This is a genomic window from Salinarimonas sp. NSM (genome assembly GCF_052380005.1).
GTDB lineage: Bacteria > Pseudomonadota > Alphaproteobacteria > Rhizobiales > Beijerinckiaceae > Salinarimonas.
Genome location: NZ_JBQTCJ010000001.1, coordinates 82,818 through 97,731, shown reverse-complemented (window position 1 = coordinate 97,731; position 14,914 = coordinate 82,818). Strand labels below are relative to the sequence as shown.

Annotated in this window: 14 protein-coding genes; 5 read left to right on the top strand and 9 right to left on the bottom strand. The window is 72.0% G+C overall.

What is annotated here, in order from left to right; genetic code table 11:
• Positions 1-22 precede the first annotated feature (22 nt).
• Together ACTZWW_RS00505 and ACTZWW_RS00500 are read left to right on the top strand one after the other, a co-directional pair.
• Entirely contained in the window at positions 23-1,156 is a 1,134-nt protein-coding gene (locus ACTZWW_RS00505) for a site-2 protease family protein (RefSeq protein ID WP_444778962.1), read from the top strand.
• 81 nt (positions 1,157-1,237) lie between these two features.
• The gene (locus ACTZWW_RS00500) at positions 1,238-1,717 is read left to right on the top strand and encodes a hypothetical protein (RefSeq protein WP_444778961.1); all 480 of its coding nucleotides are present in this window, start codon (positions 1,238-1,240) and stop codon (positions 1,715-1,717) included.
• 28 nt (positions 1,718-1,745) lie between these two features.
• On the opposite strand, the gene polA is transcribed toward ACTZWW_RS00500, so the two are convergent.
• Positions 1,746-4,748, bottom strand: a complete 3,003-nt coding sequence (gene polA, locus ACTZWW_RS00495) for a DNA polymerase I (RefSeq protein ID WP_444778960.1) — start codon at positions 4,746-4,748, stop codon at positions 1,746-1,748.
• Positions 4,749-4,839: 91 nt separating this feature from the next.
• Complete coding sequence (locus tag ACTZWW_RS00490) at positions 4,840-5,289, bottom strand: RrF2 family transcriptional regulator (protein ID WP_444778959.1); 450 nt, start codon at positions 5,287-5,289, stop codon at positions 4,840-4,842.
• Between the two features lie 300 nt (positions 5,290-5,589).
• Between ACTZWW_RS00490 and copM the strand changes: the two genes are divergently transcribed.
• Positions 5,590-7,050 (top strand): CopM family metallochaperone, encoded by a 1,461-nt coding sequence (copM, locus tag ACTZWW_RS00485; protein ID WP_444778958.1) that lies wholly within the window; start codon positions 5,590-5,592, stop codon positions 7,048-7,050.
• A gap of 39 nt (positions 7,051-7,089) precedes the next feature.
• On the opposite strand, the gene ACTZWW_RS00480 is transcribed toward copM, so the two are convergent.
• Positions 7,090-7,605 carry a GNAT family acetyltransferase gene (locus tag ACTZWW_RS00480; RefSeq protein ID WP_444778957.1) on the bottom strand — a complete coding sequence of 172 codons (516 nt, stop codon included), beginning with the start codon at positions 7,603-7,605 and terminating at the stop codon, positions 7,090-7,092.
• A gap of 243 nt (positions 7,606-7,848) precedes the next feature.
• Between ACTZWW_RS00480 and ACTZWW_RS00475 the strand changes: the two genes are divergently transcribed.
• A complete protein-coding gene (locus tag ACTZWW_RS00475; protein WP_444778956.1) occupies positions 7,849-9,099 on the top strand; it encodes an MFS transporter in 1,251 nt (416 codons plus the stop codon).
• A gap of 18 nt (positions 9,100-9,117) precedes the next feature.
• Here the strand turns inward: ACTZWW_RS00475 and ACTZWW_RS00470 are convergent, their stop codons facing one another.
• Together ACTZWW_RS00470 and ACTZWW_RS00465 are read right to left on the bottom strand one after the other, a co-directional pair.
• Positions 9,118-9,969: an SDR family NAD(P)-dependent oxidoreductase gene (locus tag ACTZWW_RS00470; protein WP_444778955.1), complete on the bottom strand. Its 852-nt coding sequence runs from the start codon at positions 9,967-9,969 to the stop codon at positions 9,118-9,120.
• A 309-nt stretch (positions 9,970-10,278) separates the two neighbouring features.
• Entirely contained in the window at positions 10,279-10,767 is a 489-nt protein-coding gene (locus tag ACTZWW_RS00465; protein WP_444778954.1) for an RNA polymerase sigma factor, read from the bottom strand.
• Between the two features lie 134 nt (positions 10,768-10,901).
• Between ACTZWW_RS00465 and ACTZWW_RS00460 the strand changes: the two genes are divergently transcribed.
• Complete coding sequence (locus ACTZWW_RS00460; protein WP_444778953.1) at positions 10,902-11,291, top strand: DUF4168 domain-containing protein; 390 nt, start codon at positions 10,902-10,904, stop codon at positions 11,289-11,291.
• 197 nt (positions 11,292-11,488) lie between these two features.
• Here the strand turns inward: ACTZWW_RS00460 and cysK are convergent, their stop codons facing one another.
• The 4 genes from cysK to coaBC all read right to left on the bottom strand — a co-directional run bounded on the left by cysK (position 11,489) and on the right by coaBC (position 14,751).
• Positions 11,489-12,469 carry a cysteine synthase A gene (gene cysK / locus ACTZWW_RS00455; RefSeq protein ID WP_444778952.1) on the bottom strand — a complete coding sequence of 327 codons (981 nt, stop codon included), beginning with the start codon at positions 12,467-12,469 and terminating at the stop codon, positions 11,489-11,491.
• 77 nt (positions 12,470-12,546) lie between these two features.
• Positions 12,547-13,002, bottom strand: a complete 456-nt coding sequence (locus ACTZWW_RS00450) for an RrF2 family transcriptional regulator (protein ID WP_444778951.1) — start codon at positions 13,000-13,002, stop codon at positions 12,547-12,549.
• A 58-nt stretch (positions 13,003-13,060) separates the two neighbouring features.
• On the bottom strand, positions 13,061-13,513 hold the full coding sequence (gene dut, locus ACTZWW_RS00445; protein ID WP_444778950.1) for a dUTP diphosphatase: 453 nt from the start codon (positions 13,511-13,513) through the stop codon (positions 13,061-13,063).
• A complete protein-coding gene (gene coaBC, locus ACTZWW_RS00440; RefSeq protein ID WP_444778949.1) occupies positions 13,510-14,751 on the bottom strand; it encodes a bifunctional phosphopantothenoylcysteine decarboxylase/phosphopantothenate--cysteine ligase CoaBC in 1,242 nt (413 codons plus the stop codon). The genes dut and coaBC overlap by 4 nt, the downstream gene beginning before the upstream one ends.
• Positions 14,752-14,914 lie beyond the last annotated feature (163 nt).

Below are 14,914 nucleotides of genomic sequence, written 5' to 3'. Positions count from 1 at the left end.
CCGCGCGCGAGGAGCATCGTCCATGGTCTGGTCCTTCCCCATCGGCGTGATCGCCGGCACCGTCGTGAAGATCCACGTCACCTTCGTGCTGTTCCTGGTGTGGATCGCCGGCGCGGCCTGGCGGGGCGGGGGCTTCGAGGCGGCGCTGACGACGACCTTGTTCGTGCTCCTGCTGTTCGCCTGCGTGCTCGCGCACGAGTTCGGCCACATCTTCGCCGCCCGCCGCTACGGCATCCGCACGCCGTCCGTGATCCTCTCCCCGATCGGCGGCATCGCGAGCCTCGAGCGCATACCCGAGGACCCGCGCCAGGAGCTCGTCGTCGCGATCGCGGGGCCCGCCGTGAACGTGGTGATCGCCGTCGTGCTGCTCCTCGTGCTCGGCGCGACGCTCGACACCGCGAATTTCGTGGAGATCGAGAACCCGGGCCTCTCGCTGCTGGCGCGGCTCGCGGCGGTCAACGTCATCCTCGTCGTGTTCAACCTCATCCCCGCCTTCCCGATGGACGGCGGGCGCGTCCTGCGTGCGCTGCTCGCGATGCGCATGCCGCACGCACGGGCGACCCGGATCGCGGGACGCATCGGCCAGGCGGCGGCGGTGGCCTTCGCGGTGATCGGGCTGTTCTGGAACCCGATCCTCATCGTCATCGCGATCTTCGTCTATCTCGCCGCCTCCGCCGAGGTCGAGCAGGTGCAGATGAAGGGCGCGACCAGGGACGCCACCGTCGGCGAGGCCATGGTCAGCGTGGTGGAGACGCTCTCCCCGGGCGCGACCCTCGACGACGCCGTGGAGTGCCTGATCCGCACCTCGCAGAAGGAGTTTCCGGTGCTCGACGGGGCCGGGCGCCCGCGTGGGCTCGTCACGCGCGACGCGCTGATCCCGGCGCTGCGCCACGGCAGCCCGGCCGACCCGGTCTTGGACGTCATGGCCCGCGACATCCCCGAGATCGGCGCGGGCGCGCCGCTCGCGGAGGGCATGCGGGTGCTCTCGACCTCGCGTGCGCCGGCCTTGTTCGTGCTCGATGCGGCGGGACGGCTCGTGGGCCTGCTCACGCGCGAGAACCTCGCGGAGGTGATGATGGTGCGCGAGGCCCGTCCGGACTGGCCGCTGCACGCGCCGAAGGGGACGGGTGGCTGGAAGGATCACACCTACGGTTGAACTGTCGCGAGCGTACCGATCGGGCTTGACGCCCCATGCGAAGAGTTGCTATTCTGTTCGCGATACGACCGAGAAGGACAGATGATGGACGGCCCGACCCGCCAGGAGGTGGACACCAAGCTCGCCCTCGTCGAGTCGCGGCACGCCACGCAGCTCGAGCGGATCGACGGCAAGATCGACCGCATCGTCGACCAGGTGAGCGCGTTCGCGCGCCAGGCGCGGGCGGACCATGCGGACCTGAAGGAGGAGCATCGCCGCACGCGGCAGGAGTTCGTGGAGCTGCGTGGGGAGTTCAACGGGCTGCGTGGGGAGTTCAACGGGCTGCGCGGCGAGTTCAACGTGCTGCGCAGCGATACGCAGGGTGCGCGGCTGACGATCGTCATCACGGTGCTCGGCACCGGCATCGCGCTGTTCGCGGCGCTGAACGGCGCGATGGGCGGCTTCATCGGCGCCTTCCAGACGGGCCTGACCGCCTATTCCGCGACGCCCGACCCCAGGCCGGCGCCGGCGACGGAGCGGCCGCGGCCCGTCCCGCCGGAGCCCGCCGCGCCGGCGCGTTGAGGCGTGCCCCAACTGGGCTTGCGGCCCCTCAATGCGCCTCCTCCCAGTTCCCCGCGGCCCGCGCCTCCACCGCCAGCGGGACCTTCAGGGTCAGCGCCGGGTGGGGCGCGTCCTCCATCACCTTGATCACCACCGGCAGCGTGGCGTCGACCTCGTCCTCCGGGACCTCGAAGACGAGCTCGTCGTGGACCTGGAGCAGCATGCGCGCCGAGAGCTTCGCGTCGGCGAGGGCGTCCTCCATGCGGGCCATGGCACGGCGGATGATGTCGGCGGCCGAGCCCTGGATCGGCGCGTTGATCGCCTGGCGCTCGACGCCCGCGCGCTCCGCCGGGTTGCCGGCGCGGATCGCCGGATAGTGGCACACCCGCCCGAACAGGGTCGTGACCCAGCCGTTCTCACGGCAGAAGGCCTTGGTCTCGTCCATGTAGGCGCGAATGCCGGGGAAGCGCTCGAAGTAGCGCTTGATGAAGGCTGCAGCGTCGCCCTGCGGGATGCCGAGCCGCGCGGCGAGCCCGAAGGCCGAGATGCCGTAGATGATGCCGAAGTTGATCGTCTTCGCCTGCCGGCGCAGGTCCGGCGTCATCTGGTCGAGCGGCACGCCGAACATCTCGGACGCGGTGGTCGCGTGAATGTCGACGCCTTCGGCGAAGGCCGCCTGCATCTGGGGAATGTCGGCGATGTGGGCGAGGAGCCGCAGCTCGATCTGCGAGTAGTCCGCCGAGACGATGCGGTAGCCCGGCTCGGCGATGAAGGCGGTGCGGATCTTGCGGCCCGCCTCGGTGCGCACCGGGATGTTCTGGAGGTTGGGGTCCGACGAGGACAGCCGCCCCGTCGTGGTGGCGGCGAGTGAGAAGCAGGTATGCACGCGCCCCGCCTCGTCCATGTAGCCCGGCAGCGAATCCGAGTAGGTTGACTTGAGCTTCTGCACCTGCCGCCATTCGAGAATCTTTGCCGGCAACTCATGTCCCGCCTCGGCGAGCTCCTCGAGCGCCGCGGCCGGGGTCGCCCATTGGCCGGACGGCGTCTTCTTGCCGCCGGGCAGCCCGAGCTTGCCGAACAGGATCTCCCCGATCTGCTTGGGGCTTCCCACCGAGAAGCGCACGCCGGCATCCTGCTGGATCTCCTCCTCGAGCCGCGCCAAGGTCTGGGCGAAATCGGAGGATAGCCGGCTCAGCACCTGCCGGTCGACCTTGATGCCGCGGCCTTCCATGCGCGCGAGCACGGGCGCCAGCGGGCGCTCCAGCGTCTCGTAGACGGTGACCTTCCCCTCCGCGACGAGGCGGGGCTTGAGTAGCCGCCACAGCCGCAGCGTCACGTCGGCGTCCTCGGCGGCGTAGGTCGTCGCCCTGTCGATCGGCACGCGGTCGAACGACACCTGCGCCTTGCCGGAGCCCGCGACCTCCGCATACGCGATGCAGGTGTGGCCGAGGTGGCGCTGGGCGAGGTCGTCCATGCCGTGGTTGCTGCGGCCGGCGTCGAGCACGTAGGACATCAGCATCGTGTCGTCGAAGGGCGCGACCGCGACGCCGTGGCGCTGCATCACGAGCCAGTCGTACTTCATGTTGTGCGCGACCTTGAGGACGCCCGGGTCCTCCAGCATCGGGCGCAGCACCGCGAGCGCCTGCGCGACCGGGATCTGGTCGGGCAGGAGCCCGGTCCCGGAGAACAGGTCGCTCTCCGGGTCGCGGTGCTGGAGCGGGACGTAGCAGGCGCGGCTCGGGCCGGTGGCGAGGGAGACGCCGACGAGATCCGCCTTGTGCGCCTCGAGCGCGGTGGTCTCCGTGTCGAAGGCGACGATGCCGACCGCCGTCGCCTCCGCGACCCAGGCGCGCAGGCGGTCGAGCGTCGTCACGCGCTCGTAGCCGTCCCGGTCGACCTTGGCGTCCGTCGCCTCCTTCAGGCGCAGCGCCACGACCCGCGCCGGCGTCGAATCCTCGTCCGCGACCGGCGCTTCGGCCGCGTCGGCTGCGCCGTCGCCCGCGCCATCCTCGCCGTCCGCCGCACGCGCAGCCCCTCCCGTGCGCGCCAATGCCGGGTCGGCCTCGACCTCGTTGAGCTCGATCCCGTGGTCGGCCGCGACGCGCTTCGTCACGGTGGTGAACTCCATCGCCTTGAAGAAGGCGATCAGACGGCGGGCGTCGAAGGCGCCCAGCCGCAGGTCGTCGACCGGCACCGGCATCGGCGCCGCGTCGTCGAGCAGGACGAGGCGCTTGGACAGCCGCGCCACGTCGGCGTTGGCGATCAGCGTCTCGCGCCGCTTGGGCTGCTTGATCTCGTCGGCGCGCGCGAGCAGCGTCTCGAGGTCGCCGTACTCGACGATGAGCTGCGCGGCGGTCTTCTGGCCGATGCCGGGGACGCCGGGCACGTTGTCCGAGGTGTCGCCCATCAGCGCGAGCACGTCGGCGATCTGCCCGGGCGGCACGCCCCAGCGCTCGGTCACCGCCGCCTCGTCGAGGTCGCGCTCGGGCCGGTACCCGGGCTTGCCCTTGATGCCGCTCTCGAAGTCGAAGAAGCGCACCGTCGGCCCGACGAGCTGCATCAGGTCCTTGTCCGCCGAGACGATGAGCACGTCCGCCCCGCGGGCGGAGGCCTCCTTGGCGTAGGCGGCGATGAGGTCGTCGGCCTCGTAGCGCTCGAGCTCGATCGGCTCGAGCCCGAAGGCGCGCACCGCGTCGCGCATCAGCGGCATCTGCGCCTTGAGGTCCTCCGGGGCGTCCGGGCGGTGGCCCTTGTACTCCGGATAGATCTCGCGGCGGAACGAGCCCTCGGACTTGTCGAGCACGATCGCGAGATGCGTCGGCTTCATGCCGGCGGCGCCCTTCTCGAGAAACTGCAGGAGCTTGACGCAGAACATGCGCAGCGCCCCGGTCGGAAGGCCGTCCGAGCGGTAGTTGTAGCGCGCGTCCTGGTTCATGGACTGGAAGAAGGCGCGGAAGACGAAGGACGAGCCGTCGACCAGGATCAGCGTGTCGCCGGAGCCGAGCGGGGCCGATGCGGTCGTGCTGGTCCGAGGGGTCGCGGTGGCGGTCATGGCGGGGCTCCGTGCGGTCTGCGGCGCGCACCCTAGAGCGGGACGCCGCCCGGGTCACGGGCGAAAACCGCCGCGCCCGGCCGACCCGGCGCTAGGACGGCTCGGCCTCCGCCAGGCCGAGCCGCGCGCGCATCGCCGGCCCACGGCCGACGAGATCGGCGAGCGTGAGCCGGTCGAGCTCCGCGTAGAACGCGTCGAGCGCCCGCGCCAGCGCGCCGGTCAGCCGGCAGGCGCCGGAGAGCACGCAGGTCGCCGGTGCGTCGCCGAGGCAGGCGACGAGGCCCGGATCGTCCTCCAGCGCGCGCACGACCGCTCCCATGCGCACGTCGGCGGGCCGCACCGCGAGGCGCAGCCCTCCGGCGCGGCCGCGCACGCCCCTGACGAGCCCCATGCCCACGAGGGACTGCGCCACCTTGCGCAGGTGGTTCTCGGAGACGCGATGGCGCCGCGCCAGCTCGTCGATCGTCGCGATCCGGTCGGGGATGAGCGCGAGCGTCATCAGCACGCGCAGCGCGTAGTCCGTGTGCAGGGTGAGCTTCATCGGGTCGTATCCGTGAAAAGAGGTATCGACAGTACCTGAATTCGGGCGTAGACGAAACAGGCATTCCCGTCGGCTCGCGCTGTTCGAGGCGACCGCTCGGGAGGTCTGCGCGCCCGACGCCGCCGCCTTCCTCGTCGATCGCGCGGGGCGCATCGCCGACAGCCTGATGATCGGGCTCGGCGTCGGCCCGCACGCGCTCGACCTGCCGACCTGAGACGGACGAGAACCCTCGGGCGCGCCGCGTCGTTCGCCCGAGACGGACACCACCGGCGGCGGTGCCGCCACAACCCGGAGGTCGCCATGGCTTCGCTCTTCTCGAAAGACCGAGCGCCGAGAGGCCGGGCGCAGGGAGCGACCGCCCTCGCCGCCGTGCTCGGCGCCTGCGGCGCGCTCCTCGCCGCCACACCCGCGCAGGCGCACGTGAAGTGGTTCGCGCCCTACATCGTCGACGCGGCGCCGCAGCCGATCGGCGCGACGCTGACGAATTTCTGGTTCTGGACCGGCATCGCGCTCGTGCTGGCCTTCTTCCTCGTCACCCGCGCGGTGGAGCGCTCGCGGGTCGGCGAGCCCGTCCTCGCGGCGATGGACCGGGCGACCGACCCGCTGCATCGGCGTCTCGACGACTTCATGCGGGTGTGCATCGGCGGCTTCTTCGTCGCGGTGTTCGCGGTGGGCGGCGTCTACCTGACGCCCGACCTGCAGACGCCGAGCGAATGGGTCTCCTGGGCCCAGCTCGCCATCGCCGCCTGCGTCTTCTCGCGGCGCACGATGCCGCTCGCCGCCATCGGCATCGTCGGCCTGTGGGCGCTGGCGCTGCGGGACTACGACTTCTTCCACCTCCTCGACTACCTGGCGCTCGGGCTCGGCGTCGCCGGCTATCTCGTGCTCGCCTCGTCCTCGAAGGAGGAGTGGCGGCGGCATCGCTTCGAGACGCTGCGCTGGGCGGTCGCCATCGCGCTGATGTGGTCGAGCCTCGAGAAGTTCGCCTATCCGGACTGGTTCTACCCGCTCGTGGAGGAGCGCCCGTTCCTCACCTTCGGGCTGCCGCGGGACGTGTTCATCCCCATGGCCGGGGTCGCCGAGTTCACGCTCGGGTTCGGGCTGATCTGGACGCCGCTCGTGCGGCGCCTGTCGGCGATCGCGCTTCTCGTCATCTTCACGGCCGCCGTCTACCCGTTCGGGCGCATCGACCTCGTCGGGCACGCGCTGATCATGGCGGTGATCCTCGCCATCGCCGCCGACCACGAGCGGCGGGTGCACTTCCTGCCGGCGGTGAAGCGGCGCCTCGCGGGCGTGCCGGCGGGGCTCGCCACCGCGCTCGTCGTCATGGTCGTCGGCTATTGGGGCCTCCACTTCGCCTTCTACGGGCAGGGCTACGGGCCGGCTCCCGGCGCGGCGCAGATCGCGACCCACGCCCCGAGCGCGGAGCATCCCCACGGCTCGCTCGCCCCGATCGAGCCGCAGCCCCTCGACGCCGACGCCACCGGCGGCGTCGCCGAGAGCCTCGATCCCGCGAGCGCGCTCTTCGCGCAGGCGAACGCGCGCATGCACGAGACGATGGTGCAGGACCCCTCCGGCGACGTCGATGTCGACTTCGTGCGCGGCATGATCCCCCACCATGTCGGTGCCGTCGAGATGGCCGAGATCGTGCTCGAGCACGGCGACGACCCGCAGATCCGCGCGCTGGCTCGCGAGATCGTCGCGCATCAGCGCGAGGAGATCCGCATGATGGAGGACTGGCTCGCGCAGACGGGCGACTGAGCGCGGCGTGATCGCCGGGTGCGGCGGCGCGGTCGGCCGTCAGGGCGCGTCGTCCTCCGCATCCCCGCCGTTCGCGCGCCCTTCGCCGGTCGCATCGTCGGGCGGGATCTCCGGGTTTATGCGGCTGGACAGCCATTGGTAGCCGCCGAGGGCGACGAGGGCAGACATCGCGGCGACGAACAACGCCGCCGGGTAGATCGCGTCGGGAATGCTGGCGCGGCTCGTCTTGAAGACCATGACGAGCGCCTCCAGGCTCGCGGCGATGACGATGATGGTGATGAACTTGGTCAGCGAGCGGCGCGATTCCACCGCCGAGCGCAGCTCGCGCCGACGCAGGATCTCCTCCTCGGCGATGAACTTCGCGGTCTCCACCACGGCGAAGCCGATGATCAGGAGCCCGATTCCCTCGAGCACCGGGTCGACCACGTCCCCGCTGGGCAGCGCGACCCACACGCGCCACAGCGCGCTCGCGACGAGCAGGAAGGCGAGCAGCATGATCGAGATCGTCGCGACGACGAAGTATGCGAGGGCCAGCCCCGAGTAGAGCGTCTTCATTCCCGTCGTTGCCCTTCCTCGTGCACGCGCCGGCGTAGCGGGTCGACGGCACGTCGGCGGCATGGAGGAGAGGAACGCACGGGCGTGCGTGACCGTTCGGCTCGCGCGTCGGCGCACCGCCGATCGCGGGCGCGGCCCTATCCGCCGGGGGCACCAGGCCGTAGGCCGGTGGCGTGCGCCGTGCGGAGAGAGGCCGCGCGGCCTCACCAGAACGAGCGACAGATCCGGACGGTCCCCGAGCCCATGCCGAGCTTCATCCGAGAGAACGCCCGCTGGCTCGCGGCAGGCTTCCTGCTGACCTTCGCCTCGGCCTTCGGCCAGACCTGGTTCATCGCGCTCTTCGCGGGCGCGATCAAGCAGGAGCATGGGCTGAGCGACGGCGGCTGGGGCACGCTCTACACCGCGGCGACCCTCTCGGCCGCGGCGCTGATGTTCTGGCGCGGCGCGCTCGCGGATACGATGCCGCTGTCACGGCTCGCGCCGCTCACGGCCTGCGCCTTCGCGCTCGCCGCGCTGGGCATGGCGGGCGCGCAATCGCTCTGGCTGCTCGGCGCGAGCGTCTTCCTGCTGCGCTTCTGCGGGCAGGGCATGTTCAGCCACATCGCGATGACGGCGATGGGGCGCTGGTTCGAGGCGCGGCGGGGGCGGGCGGTCTCGCTCGCCAATCTCGGCCATCCCGCCGGCGAGATCGCGGTCCCACTCGTCGTCGTGGCCGCGGCCGCGAGCCTCGGCTGGCGGCCGACCTGGATCGGCGTCGCGGGCGTGCTCGTCCTCGTCGTCGCGCCGCTCCTGTGGGCGCTGCTGCGGGAGGAGCGATCGCCCCGCGGCCGGCTCGACGCCGCCCCCCGCCGCGGGCTCGACGGGCGCGACTGGGCACGCGCCGACGCGCTGCGGCACTGGTTTCTCCCCGCGCTCCTGCCCGTGCTGCTGACGCCCGGCTTCATCGCCACCGTCGCCTTCTTCCACCAGTCGCACATCGCCGCGGTGAAGGGCTGGACCCTGGCGGAGATGGCGCCGGGCTACCCCGCCTTCGCGACGACGACGGTGATCTCTGCGCTCGCGGCGGGATGGGCGGCGGACCGGTTCGGGCCGCAGAGGCTCCTGCCGGTCTTCCTCCTGCCGATGGGCATCGGCATCGCCCTCGTCTTCCCGGCGGAGCGGGTCGTCGCCTGGTGGGGCGCGCTCGGCGTGATCGGGATCACGCAAGGTGCCGCGAGCGCGCTGTGGGGCGTGCTCCTGCCCCACGTCTACGGCACGCGGCACCTCGGCGCGATCCGCGCGCTGGCCACGACGATCATGGTGGTCTCGACGGCGATCGGCCCGGGCCTCACCGGCGTCCTGATCGACCTCGGCATCGGCTTTCCCACGCAGAGCCTGTTCATGGGCGCGTGGTGCGTCGTGCTGTCGATCGCTTGCGTCGCCATCGCGCGGCGGCTGACGGCGGAGCTGCGGCGCGGGTGGGAGATCGACGGGCTCGGCGAACCGGGCCGCTGAGCCCCGCGCCGGGTGTCCTCAGCCGCCCCGCATGTACGTCGCGAACGCGTCCGCCCAGTCCGGATGCCAGCGCGAGAGCGCGGGGCGGTTCTCGACGATGTCGCCGGCCGCCCAGAGGATGCGCTTCTCGTCCACGGCCCGGGTCACCTCGTTGTCCGGGCACAGGACGTAGAAGTCGCCCTCCTCGATCCGCTCGAGCATGAAGGTCACGGTCTCCTCCGGCGTCCAGGCGCCCGCCGGCTTCTCGGTGCGGCCCCGCGCGGTCAGCCCGGTGAAGACGAAGCCGGGAATGAGGAGGTGCGCCGTGATCCGGCAATCGGGATCCTGGCGCAGGTCGTGGGCGAGCGCCTCGGCGAAGGCCTTCACCCCCGCCTTCGAGACGTTGTAGGCGGGGTCCCCGGGCGGCGTGGTGATGCCCTGCTTCGAGCCGGTGACGACGACGAGCCCGTCGCGGCCGCCCCGGCGCATGCCCGGCACGAAGGCGTGGGCGCCGTTGATCACGCCCCAGAGGTTCACCGCGAGGATGCGCTCCCAGGCCTCGCGCGGGCCGTCGACGGCGCTGCCCGGCTGGATGCCGGCGTTCAGCATCAGCACGTCGGTGCCGCCGAAGCGCGCGGCGACCTCAGCCTCCAGCGTGACGAGGTCGGCGAGGCTCGACACGTCGCAGGCGCGCGCCAGGATGGCCTCCCCGCCGCGCGGCGCGTCGGCGTCGAGCACCGCCGCGGCCTGCGCGAGGCGCTCCTCGCCGAGATCGGCGACGACGACGTTCAGGTCGGCTCGCGCGAAGCGGCGCGCCGCGGCGAGGCCGATGCCCGCCGCGCCGCCGGTGACGACGGCGGTGGCGCCGGGCTTCAGGGAGGGATGGGCCATGGCGGATCCTCCGAGCTGTTCGTTTCCCGCCCTCCGACGTCGCGGCGTCGATCCGGTGCGCGGCCGGGGGGCTGCCGGCGGCCCTCTTCGCGAGGCGCCGTCGGCATCATGGAATCGTCGACGGCGGATCGCCATCCGCTTTCGCGCACCACGGGGCGGGAGCCGGGCGCCCTCACCCTCCGCCACGTCGTGGTCGTCGCCGTGGAAGCGCTCGGCGACCGCCCCGTTCGCCGAGCTCGACGGCGGGCACCGACGCGGTCGCGTCCGCCGGAGGTGGCACCATGGGGGGATCGGACGAATGCGGGACGTCTATCGGCGTCGGACCGACCCGAGGCGCGACTTCATGTCCTCGCGGGCACGGTGGACGCGCGTGCGGTAGGTCGCGAGCGTGATGCCCATGCGCGCGGCTCTGCCCGACTGATCCCCTCCGACGTTCATCTCCACGAGCAGCGCGTCGCGGCGACCCGGGGCGAGACCGTCGATCGCGTGGACGATGTCCGCACAGGTCACCGCCTGCTCCTGCAGTGGCGGCGTGCTCGGCTCGCTGCCGGGCTCGATGGGCAGCAGATCGGGCGTTCTCGCCTCGCGCTTCGCCGCGTCACGCGCAGCGTTGCGAAGGATCGCGTGAAGCCACGCCTGCGGCGAGCCGTCGCCCGCGTAGGTGGCCCGCTTCGCGAGCGCGCGGGCTATCGCCTCGTGAACCAGATCGTCCGCGAGATCCCTGTCACCGACCAACCGCAGCGCATGGCGACGAAGGCGCGGCACCTCGTCCACCACGAGACCCTCGAAGCGCGTCATCCAACCTCCCATCGTCGATCACAGCCAAGAGGCGAACCGTGGCCGGAGCATGGCGTGCCGTCGGGGTGAAATCATCCGGCGTGCGCGTCGTCATCTATCGTGGGCTGGGCATTCATCCTCTGAAGGAGACACGCATGATCAAGCGCTGGCAGGTCGTTCGGGCCGCCCTCATCGCAGGCTTCATCTCGTTCGGCATCGCCGCCCACGCTCAGGAGACGGCGCCCGGCGGGGCGTTGCCGGAGGTCGAGATCACCGAGGAGAAGATCGATGCGTTCGCCGAGGCGACGCTCGCGCTCTCCGAGATCAATCGCGCCTACGAGGAGCAGGCGGCTGACGTCGGCACCGAGGAGCAGCGCGAGCAGCTGATGATGGCCGTCAACGTGGCGATGCTGGATGCGGTAGAGCGGGTCGAGGGCATCTCGGTGGACGAGTACAACGCAATGGCTGTCGCCGCGCAGAGCGACGTCGAGCTGAACGGCGCGATCACCGAGGCGATCGAGGCCCGTATCACGATGCCGCAGTGACGCGGCGTCCCGACGACGAGAGCGTCCCCGGCCGTTCGGAGCCGGGGGCGCTGGCTCGATCGAGGTCGGTGGCGCGCGCTCCGAGGCGCGCCCCCCTTCGCCCTTCCCCTTCTGCGCGAGCCCTCGCCGCGCAGCGCCGCCCACGTTCCCCGCGAAGCGTGGGAACGGCGGCCGTGCGTGCGGGGGTGCGCGCGGCCTCAGAGACCTTCGAACAGCGCGCTCGAGATGTAGCGCTCGGCGAAGGAGCAGGCGAAGGTGACGATCGTCTTGCCCTTCATCTCGGGACGTGCGGCGATCTCCAGCGCCGCGGCGACGTTCGCGCCCGTCGAGATGCCGCCGGGGATGCCGTCGGCGCGGGCGAGCGCGCGGGACGTGTCGAAGGCCGTCTGGTTGCCCACCGTCACGACCTCGTCGATCAGGTCGCGCTCGAGGACGTCGGGCACGAAGCCCGCGCCGATGCCCTGGATCTTGTGCGGGCCGGGCTGCCCGCCCGACAGGACCGGGCTGTCCTCGGGCTCGACCGCGATCACCCTCACCGCGGGCTTGCGCGCCTTCAGCACCTTGCCGACGCCGGTGATCGAGCCGCCGGTGCCCACCGCCGAGACGAGGACGTCGACCTCGCCGCTCGTGTCGTTCCAGATCTCCTCCGCCGTCGTCACCCGGTGGATGTACGGGTTCGCGGGGTTGGAGAATTGCTGCGGGATCACCGCGCCCGGGATCTCCTGCGCCAGCTCCTTCGCCCGCGCCACGGCGCCCTTCATGCCCTGCGGACCGGGCGTGAGCTCGAGCTCGGCGCCGAGGAAGGCGAGCATCTTGCGCCGCTCGAGCGACATCGTCTCGGGCATGACGAGGATGAGCCGGTAGCCGCGCGCGGCGGCGACGAAGGCCAGCGCGATGCCGGTGTTGCCCGACGTCGGCTCGATCAGCGTGGCGCCGGGCGCGATGCGCCCTTGCGCCTCCAGATCCTCGATCATGGAGACACCGATGCGGTCCTTCACCGAGGCGATGGGGTTGAAGAACTCGAGCTTCAGCAGGATGTTCGCCTCGATGCCGCGCTCCTGCGGCAGCCGCGCGAGGCGCACGAGGGGCGTGTCGCCGATCGTCTGGGTGATCGAGTCGTAGACGCGACCGCGCCCGTGGGTGCGCGGTGTCTCGTCGGTGCGTGCGGTCTCGGCCATGAGAGCCTCCGTGTTTCGGTTCGGCCCCCTTTAGCGTATTTCACGCGTGATGTCGCGCTTGTTTTGGAATTCACATCTCAGATAGCGAAATCGAGCGCGCCGTCGCTGCTGGCGCCGGGCTCCTTCATCGCGTCGGAGCGCGTGCACAGGTCCTCCACCGTGATCGCGTCGAGCTCGCCGAGGAAGGCCTCGCCCGCGCTCTTGACCACGGGACCGACGACCTCGTCGACGAGCTGGCTCTCCGGCAGCGGCGGCAGCCCGTCCTCGCCGGTGACGCTCATCGCCGCGCGCACGATGTCGCCGGCGGTGATCCGCCGGCGCTCCTTGGCCAGCTCGTAGCCGCCGCGCGGCCCGCGCACGCCCTTGAGGATGCCGAAGCGCACCAGCGCCTGGAGCACGGTCTCCAGATGGCGCGGCGGCAGGTTGTGGCGCTGCGCCAGCACCTTCGCCGCCACCGGTGTCGGGCGTGCGTGGAGCGCGATGTCCACCACGGCGGCGATGGCGAGCAGCGAACGGCGTGACAGCAGGATCATGATGGCGAACCCCCTCGTGCGGCCGTTCGGCCATCCTTTTCCACCGGCCTCCCGGCGCTCACCCGCCGGTCGATCCGAACCCCCCACCGGCGCGGGGCGTCTCCCCGAGCGCGGCGACCTCGATCAGCGTCGCCCGCGTGACCGGTGCGATGACCAGCTGCGCGATGCGCATGCCCCGGGTGATCCGGAACGGCGCCTCGCCCAGGTTCACGAGCAGCACCATCACCTCGCCGCGATAGTCCGCGTCGATGGTGCCCGGCGCGTTGAGCACGGTGACCCCGTGCTTCGCCGCCAGCCCGGACCGTGGCCGCACCTGCGCCTCGTAGCCGTCGGGCAGCTCGAGGGCGAAACCCGTCGGGACCAGGGTCCTCTCCCGAATCCCCAGCTCGACATACGTAGTATGACCGATCGCCGCAACGAGGTCGAGCCCCGCCGCACCGTCGGTCTCGTATTTCGGCAACGAAAGATCGCCGCAATGGGGCAGGCGCTTGACGCGAATGGTCGCAGTCACGTGGGGGGGGCCTCCTCTCCCGCCGCGAGCAGGATCGCGATGCGGTCCACGAGGCGCCGCGCGACCTCGTCCTTGCCGGCGCGGGGCCAGCTCTCGACGCCCGCCCGATCGACGAGATGCACGGCGTTGTGATCCCCGCCCATCACCCCGCCGCCCGCGACGGAGACATCGTTGGCGACGACGAGGTCGCAGCCCTTGCGCGCGAGCTTGGCGCGGGCGTTGGCGATCACGTCGTCGGTCTCCGCGGCGAAGCCGACGACGAGGGCCGGGCGGCCGTGCGTGCGCTGCGCGACGCCGGCGAGGATGTCCGGGTTGAGCGCGAGCGCGAGCGGGGCGGGGGCGCCGCCGTCCTTCTTGCGCTTGGAGGGCGCCTCCTCCGCCGCGCGCCAGTCGGCGACCGCGGCGGCGAAGATCCCGACGTCCGCCGGCAGCGCCGCCTCGACGGCGGCCGCCATCTCGCGCGCCGTCTCGACGCGCACGACGGCGACGCCCGGCGGATCGGGGATCGTCACCGGCCCGGAGATCAGCGTCACCCGGGCGCCCGCAGCGGCGGCGGCGGCGGCGATGGCGTGGCCCTGCTTGCCGGAGGAGCGGTTGGCGATGTAGCGCACCGGGTCGATCGGCTCGTGCGTGGGGCCGGACGTGACGAGGACATGGCGCCCGGCGAGGGGTCCCGTGCGCGCGGACGTCCGGGCGGCCAGGAGCGCGGCGAGCGCCTCGGCGATCTCGACGGGCTCCGCGAGCCGCCCCGGCCCGCTCTCGGGCTCGGCCATCGGCCCGGCGTTCGGGCCGACGACGGCGACGCCGTCGGCCTCGAGCGTCGCGAGGCTGCGACGAGTCGCCGGGTGGCGCCACATCGTCGGGTTCATCGCCGGCGCGATCAGGACCGGCGCCGTCGTGGCCAGCAGCACGGTGGTCGCGAGGTCGTCCGCCAGGCCGCTCGCCATGCGCGCCATGAGGTTCGCCGTGGCGGGGGCGACGACGACCGCGTCCGCCTCCCGCGCGAGGCGGATGTGGCCGATCGCAGCCTCGTCCTCGCCGTCGAACAGGTCGGTGAAGGCACGCTCCCCCGACAGCGCCGCCGCCGCGAGCGGCGTCACGAAGCGCTGCGCGCCCTCGGTCAGCACGCAGCGCACCCGCGCCCCGCGCTCGCGCAGGCGGCGGATCAGGTCGAGCGCCTTGTAGGCGGCGATGCCGCCGCCGATGACGAGGAGGATGCGGGTGCCGTCGAGGGTCATTGGAGCCGCCGTCGATGAGCGTTGATCGATCTCTAGCACGCCCAGGCGCCCATGCGGAACGCGGCCCCACGCGGATGCGCGCAATTCGACGCGTCCGGTGAACGCTCCGCCGACCATGCGACGCGATTGAGCCTCTCTCAACCACGTTCGCTCACCCGCCGCT

Bases quoted from the DNA above. Each gene is read 5' to 3' on its own strand.
- ACTZWW_RS00490 (WP_444778959.1), bottom strand. From the start codon at position 5,289: ATGAAGCTCACCCTGCACACGGACTACGCGCTGCGCGTGCTGATGACG.
- ACTZWW_RS00505 (WP_444778962.1), top strand. From the start codon at position 23: ATGGTCTGGTCCTTCCCCATCGGCGTGATCGCCGGCACCGTCGTGAAG.
- coaBC (WP_444778949.1), bottom strand. From the start codon at position 14,751: ATGACCCTCGACGGCACCCGCATCCTCCTCGTCATCGGCGGCGGCATC.
- ACTZWW_RS00470 (WP_444778955.1), bottom strand. From the start codon at position 9,969: ATGGCCCATCCCTCCCTGAAGCCCGGCGCCACCGCCGTCGTCACCGGC.
- ACTZWW_RS00475 (WP_444778956.1), top strand. From the start codon at position 7,849: ATGCCGAGCTTCATCCGAGAGAACGCCCGCTGGCTCGCGGCAGGCTTC.
- polA (WP_444778960.1), bottom strand. From the start codon at position 4,748: ATGACCGCCACCGCGACCCCTCGGACCAGCACGACCGCATCGGCCCCG.
- ACTZWW_RS00450 (WP_444778951.1), bottom strand. From the start codon at position 13,002: ATGATCCTGCTGTCACGCCGTTCGCTGCTCGCCATCGCCGCCGTGGTG.
- ACTZWW_RS00465 (WP_444778954.1), bottom strand. From the start codon at position 10,767: ATGACGCGCTTCGAGGGTCTCGTGGTGGACGAGGTGCCGCGCCTTCGT.
- ACTZWW_RS00500 (WP_444778961.1), top strand. From the start codon at position 1,238: ATGATGGACGGCCCGACCCGCCAGGAGGTGGACACCAAGCTCGCCCTC.
- copM (WP_444778958.1), top strand. From the start codon at position 5,590: ATGGCTTCGCTCTTCTCGAAAGACCGAGCGCCGAGAGGCCGGGCGCAG.
- cysK (WP_444778952.1), bottom strand. From the start codon at position 12,469: ATGGCCGAGACCGCACGCACCGACGAGACACCGCGCACCCACGGGCGC.
- ACTZWW_RS00480 (WP_444778957.1), bottom strand. From the start codon at position 7,605: ATGAAGACGCTCTACTCGGGGCTGGCCCTCGCATACTTCGTCGTCGCG.
- ACTZWW_RS00460 (WP_444778953.1), top strand. From the start codon at position 10,902: ATGATCAAGCGCTGGCAGGTCGTTCGGGCCGCCCTCATCGCAGGCTTC.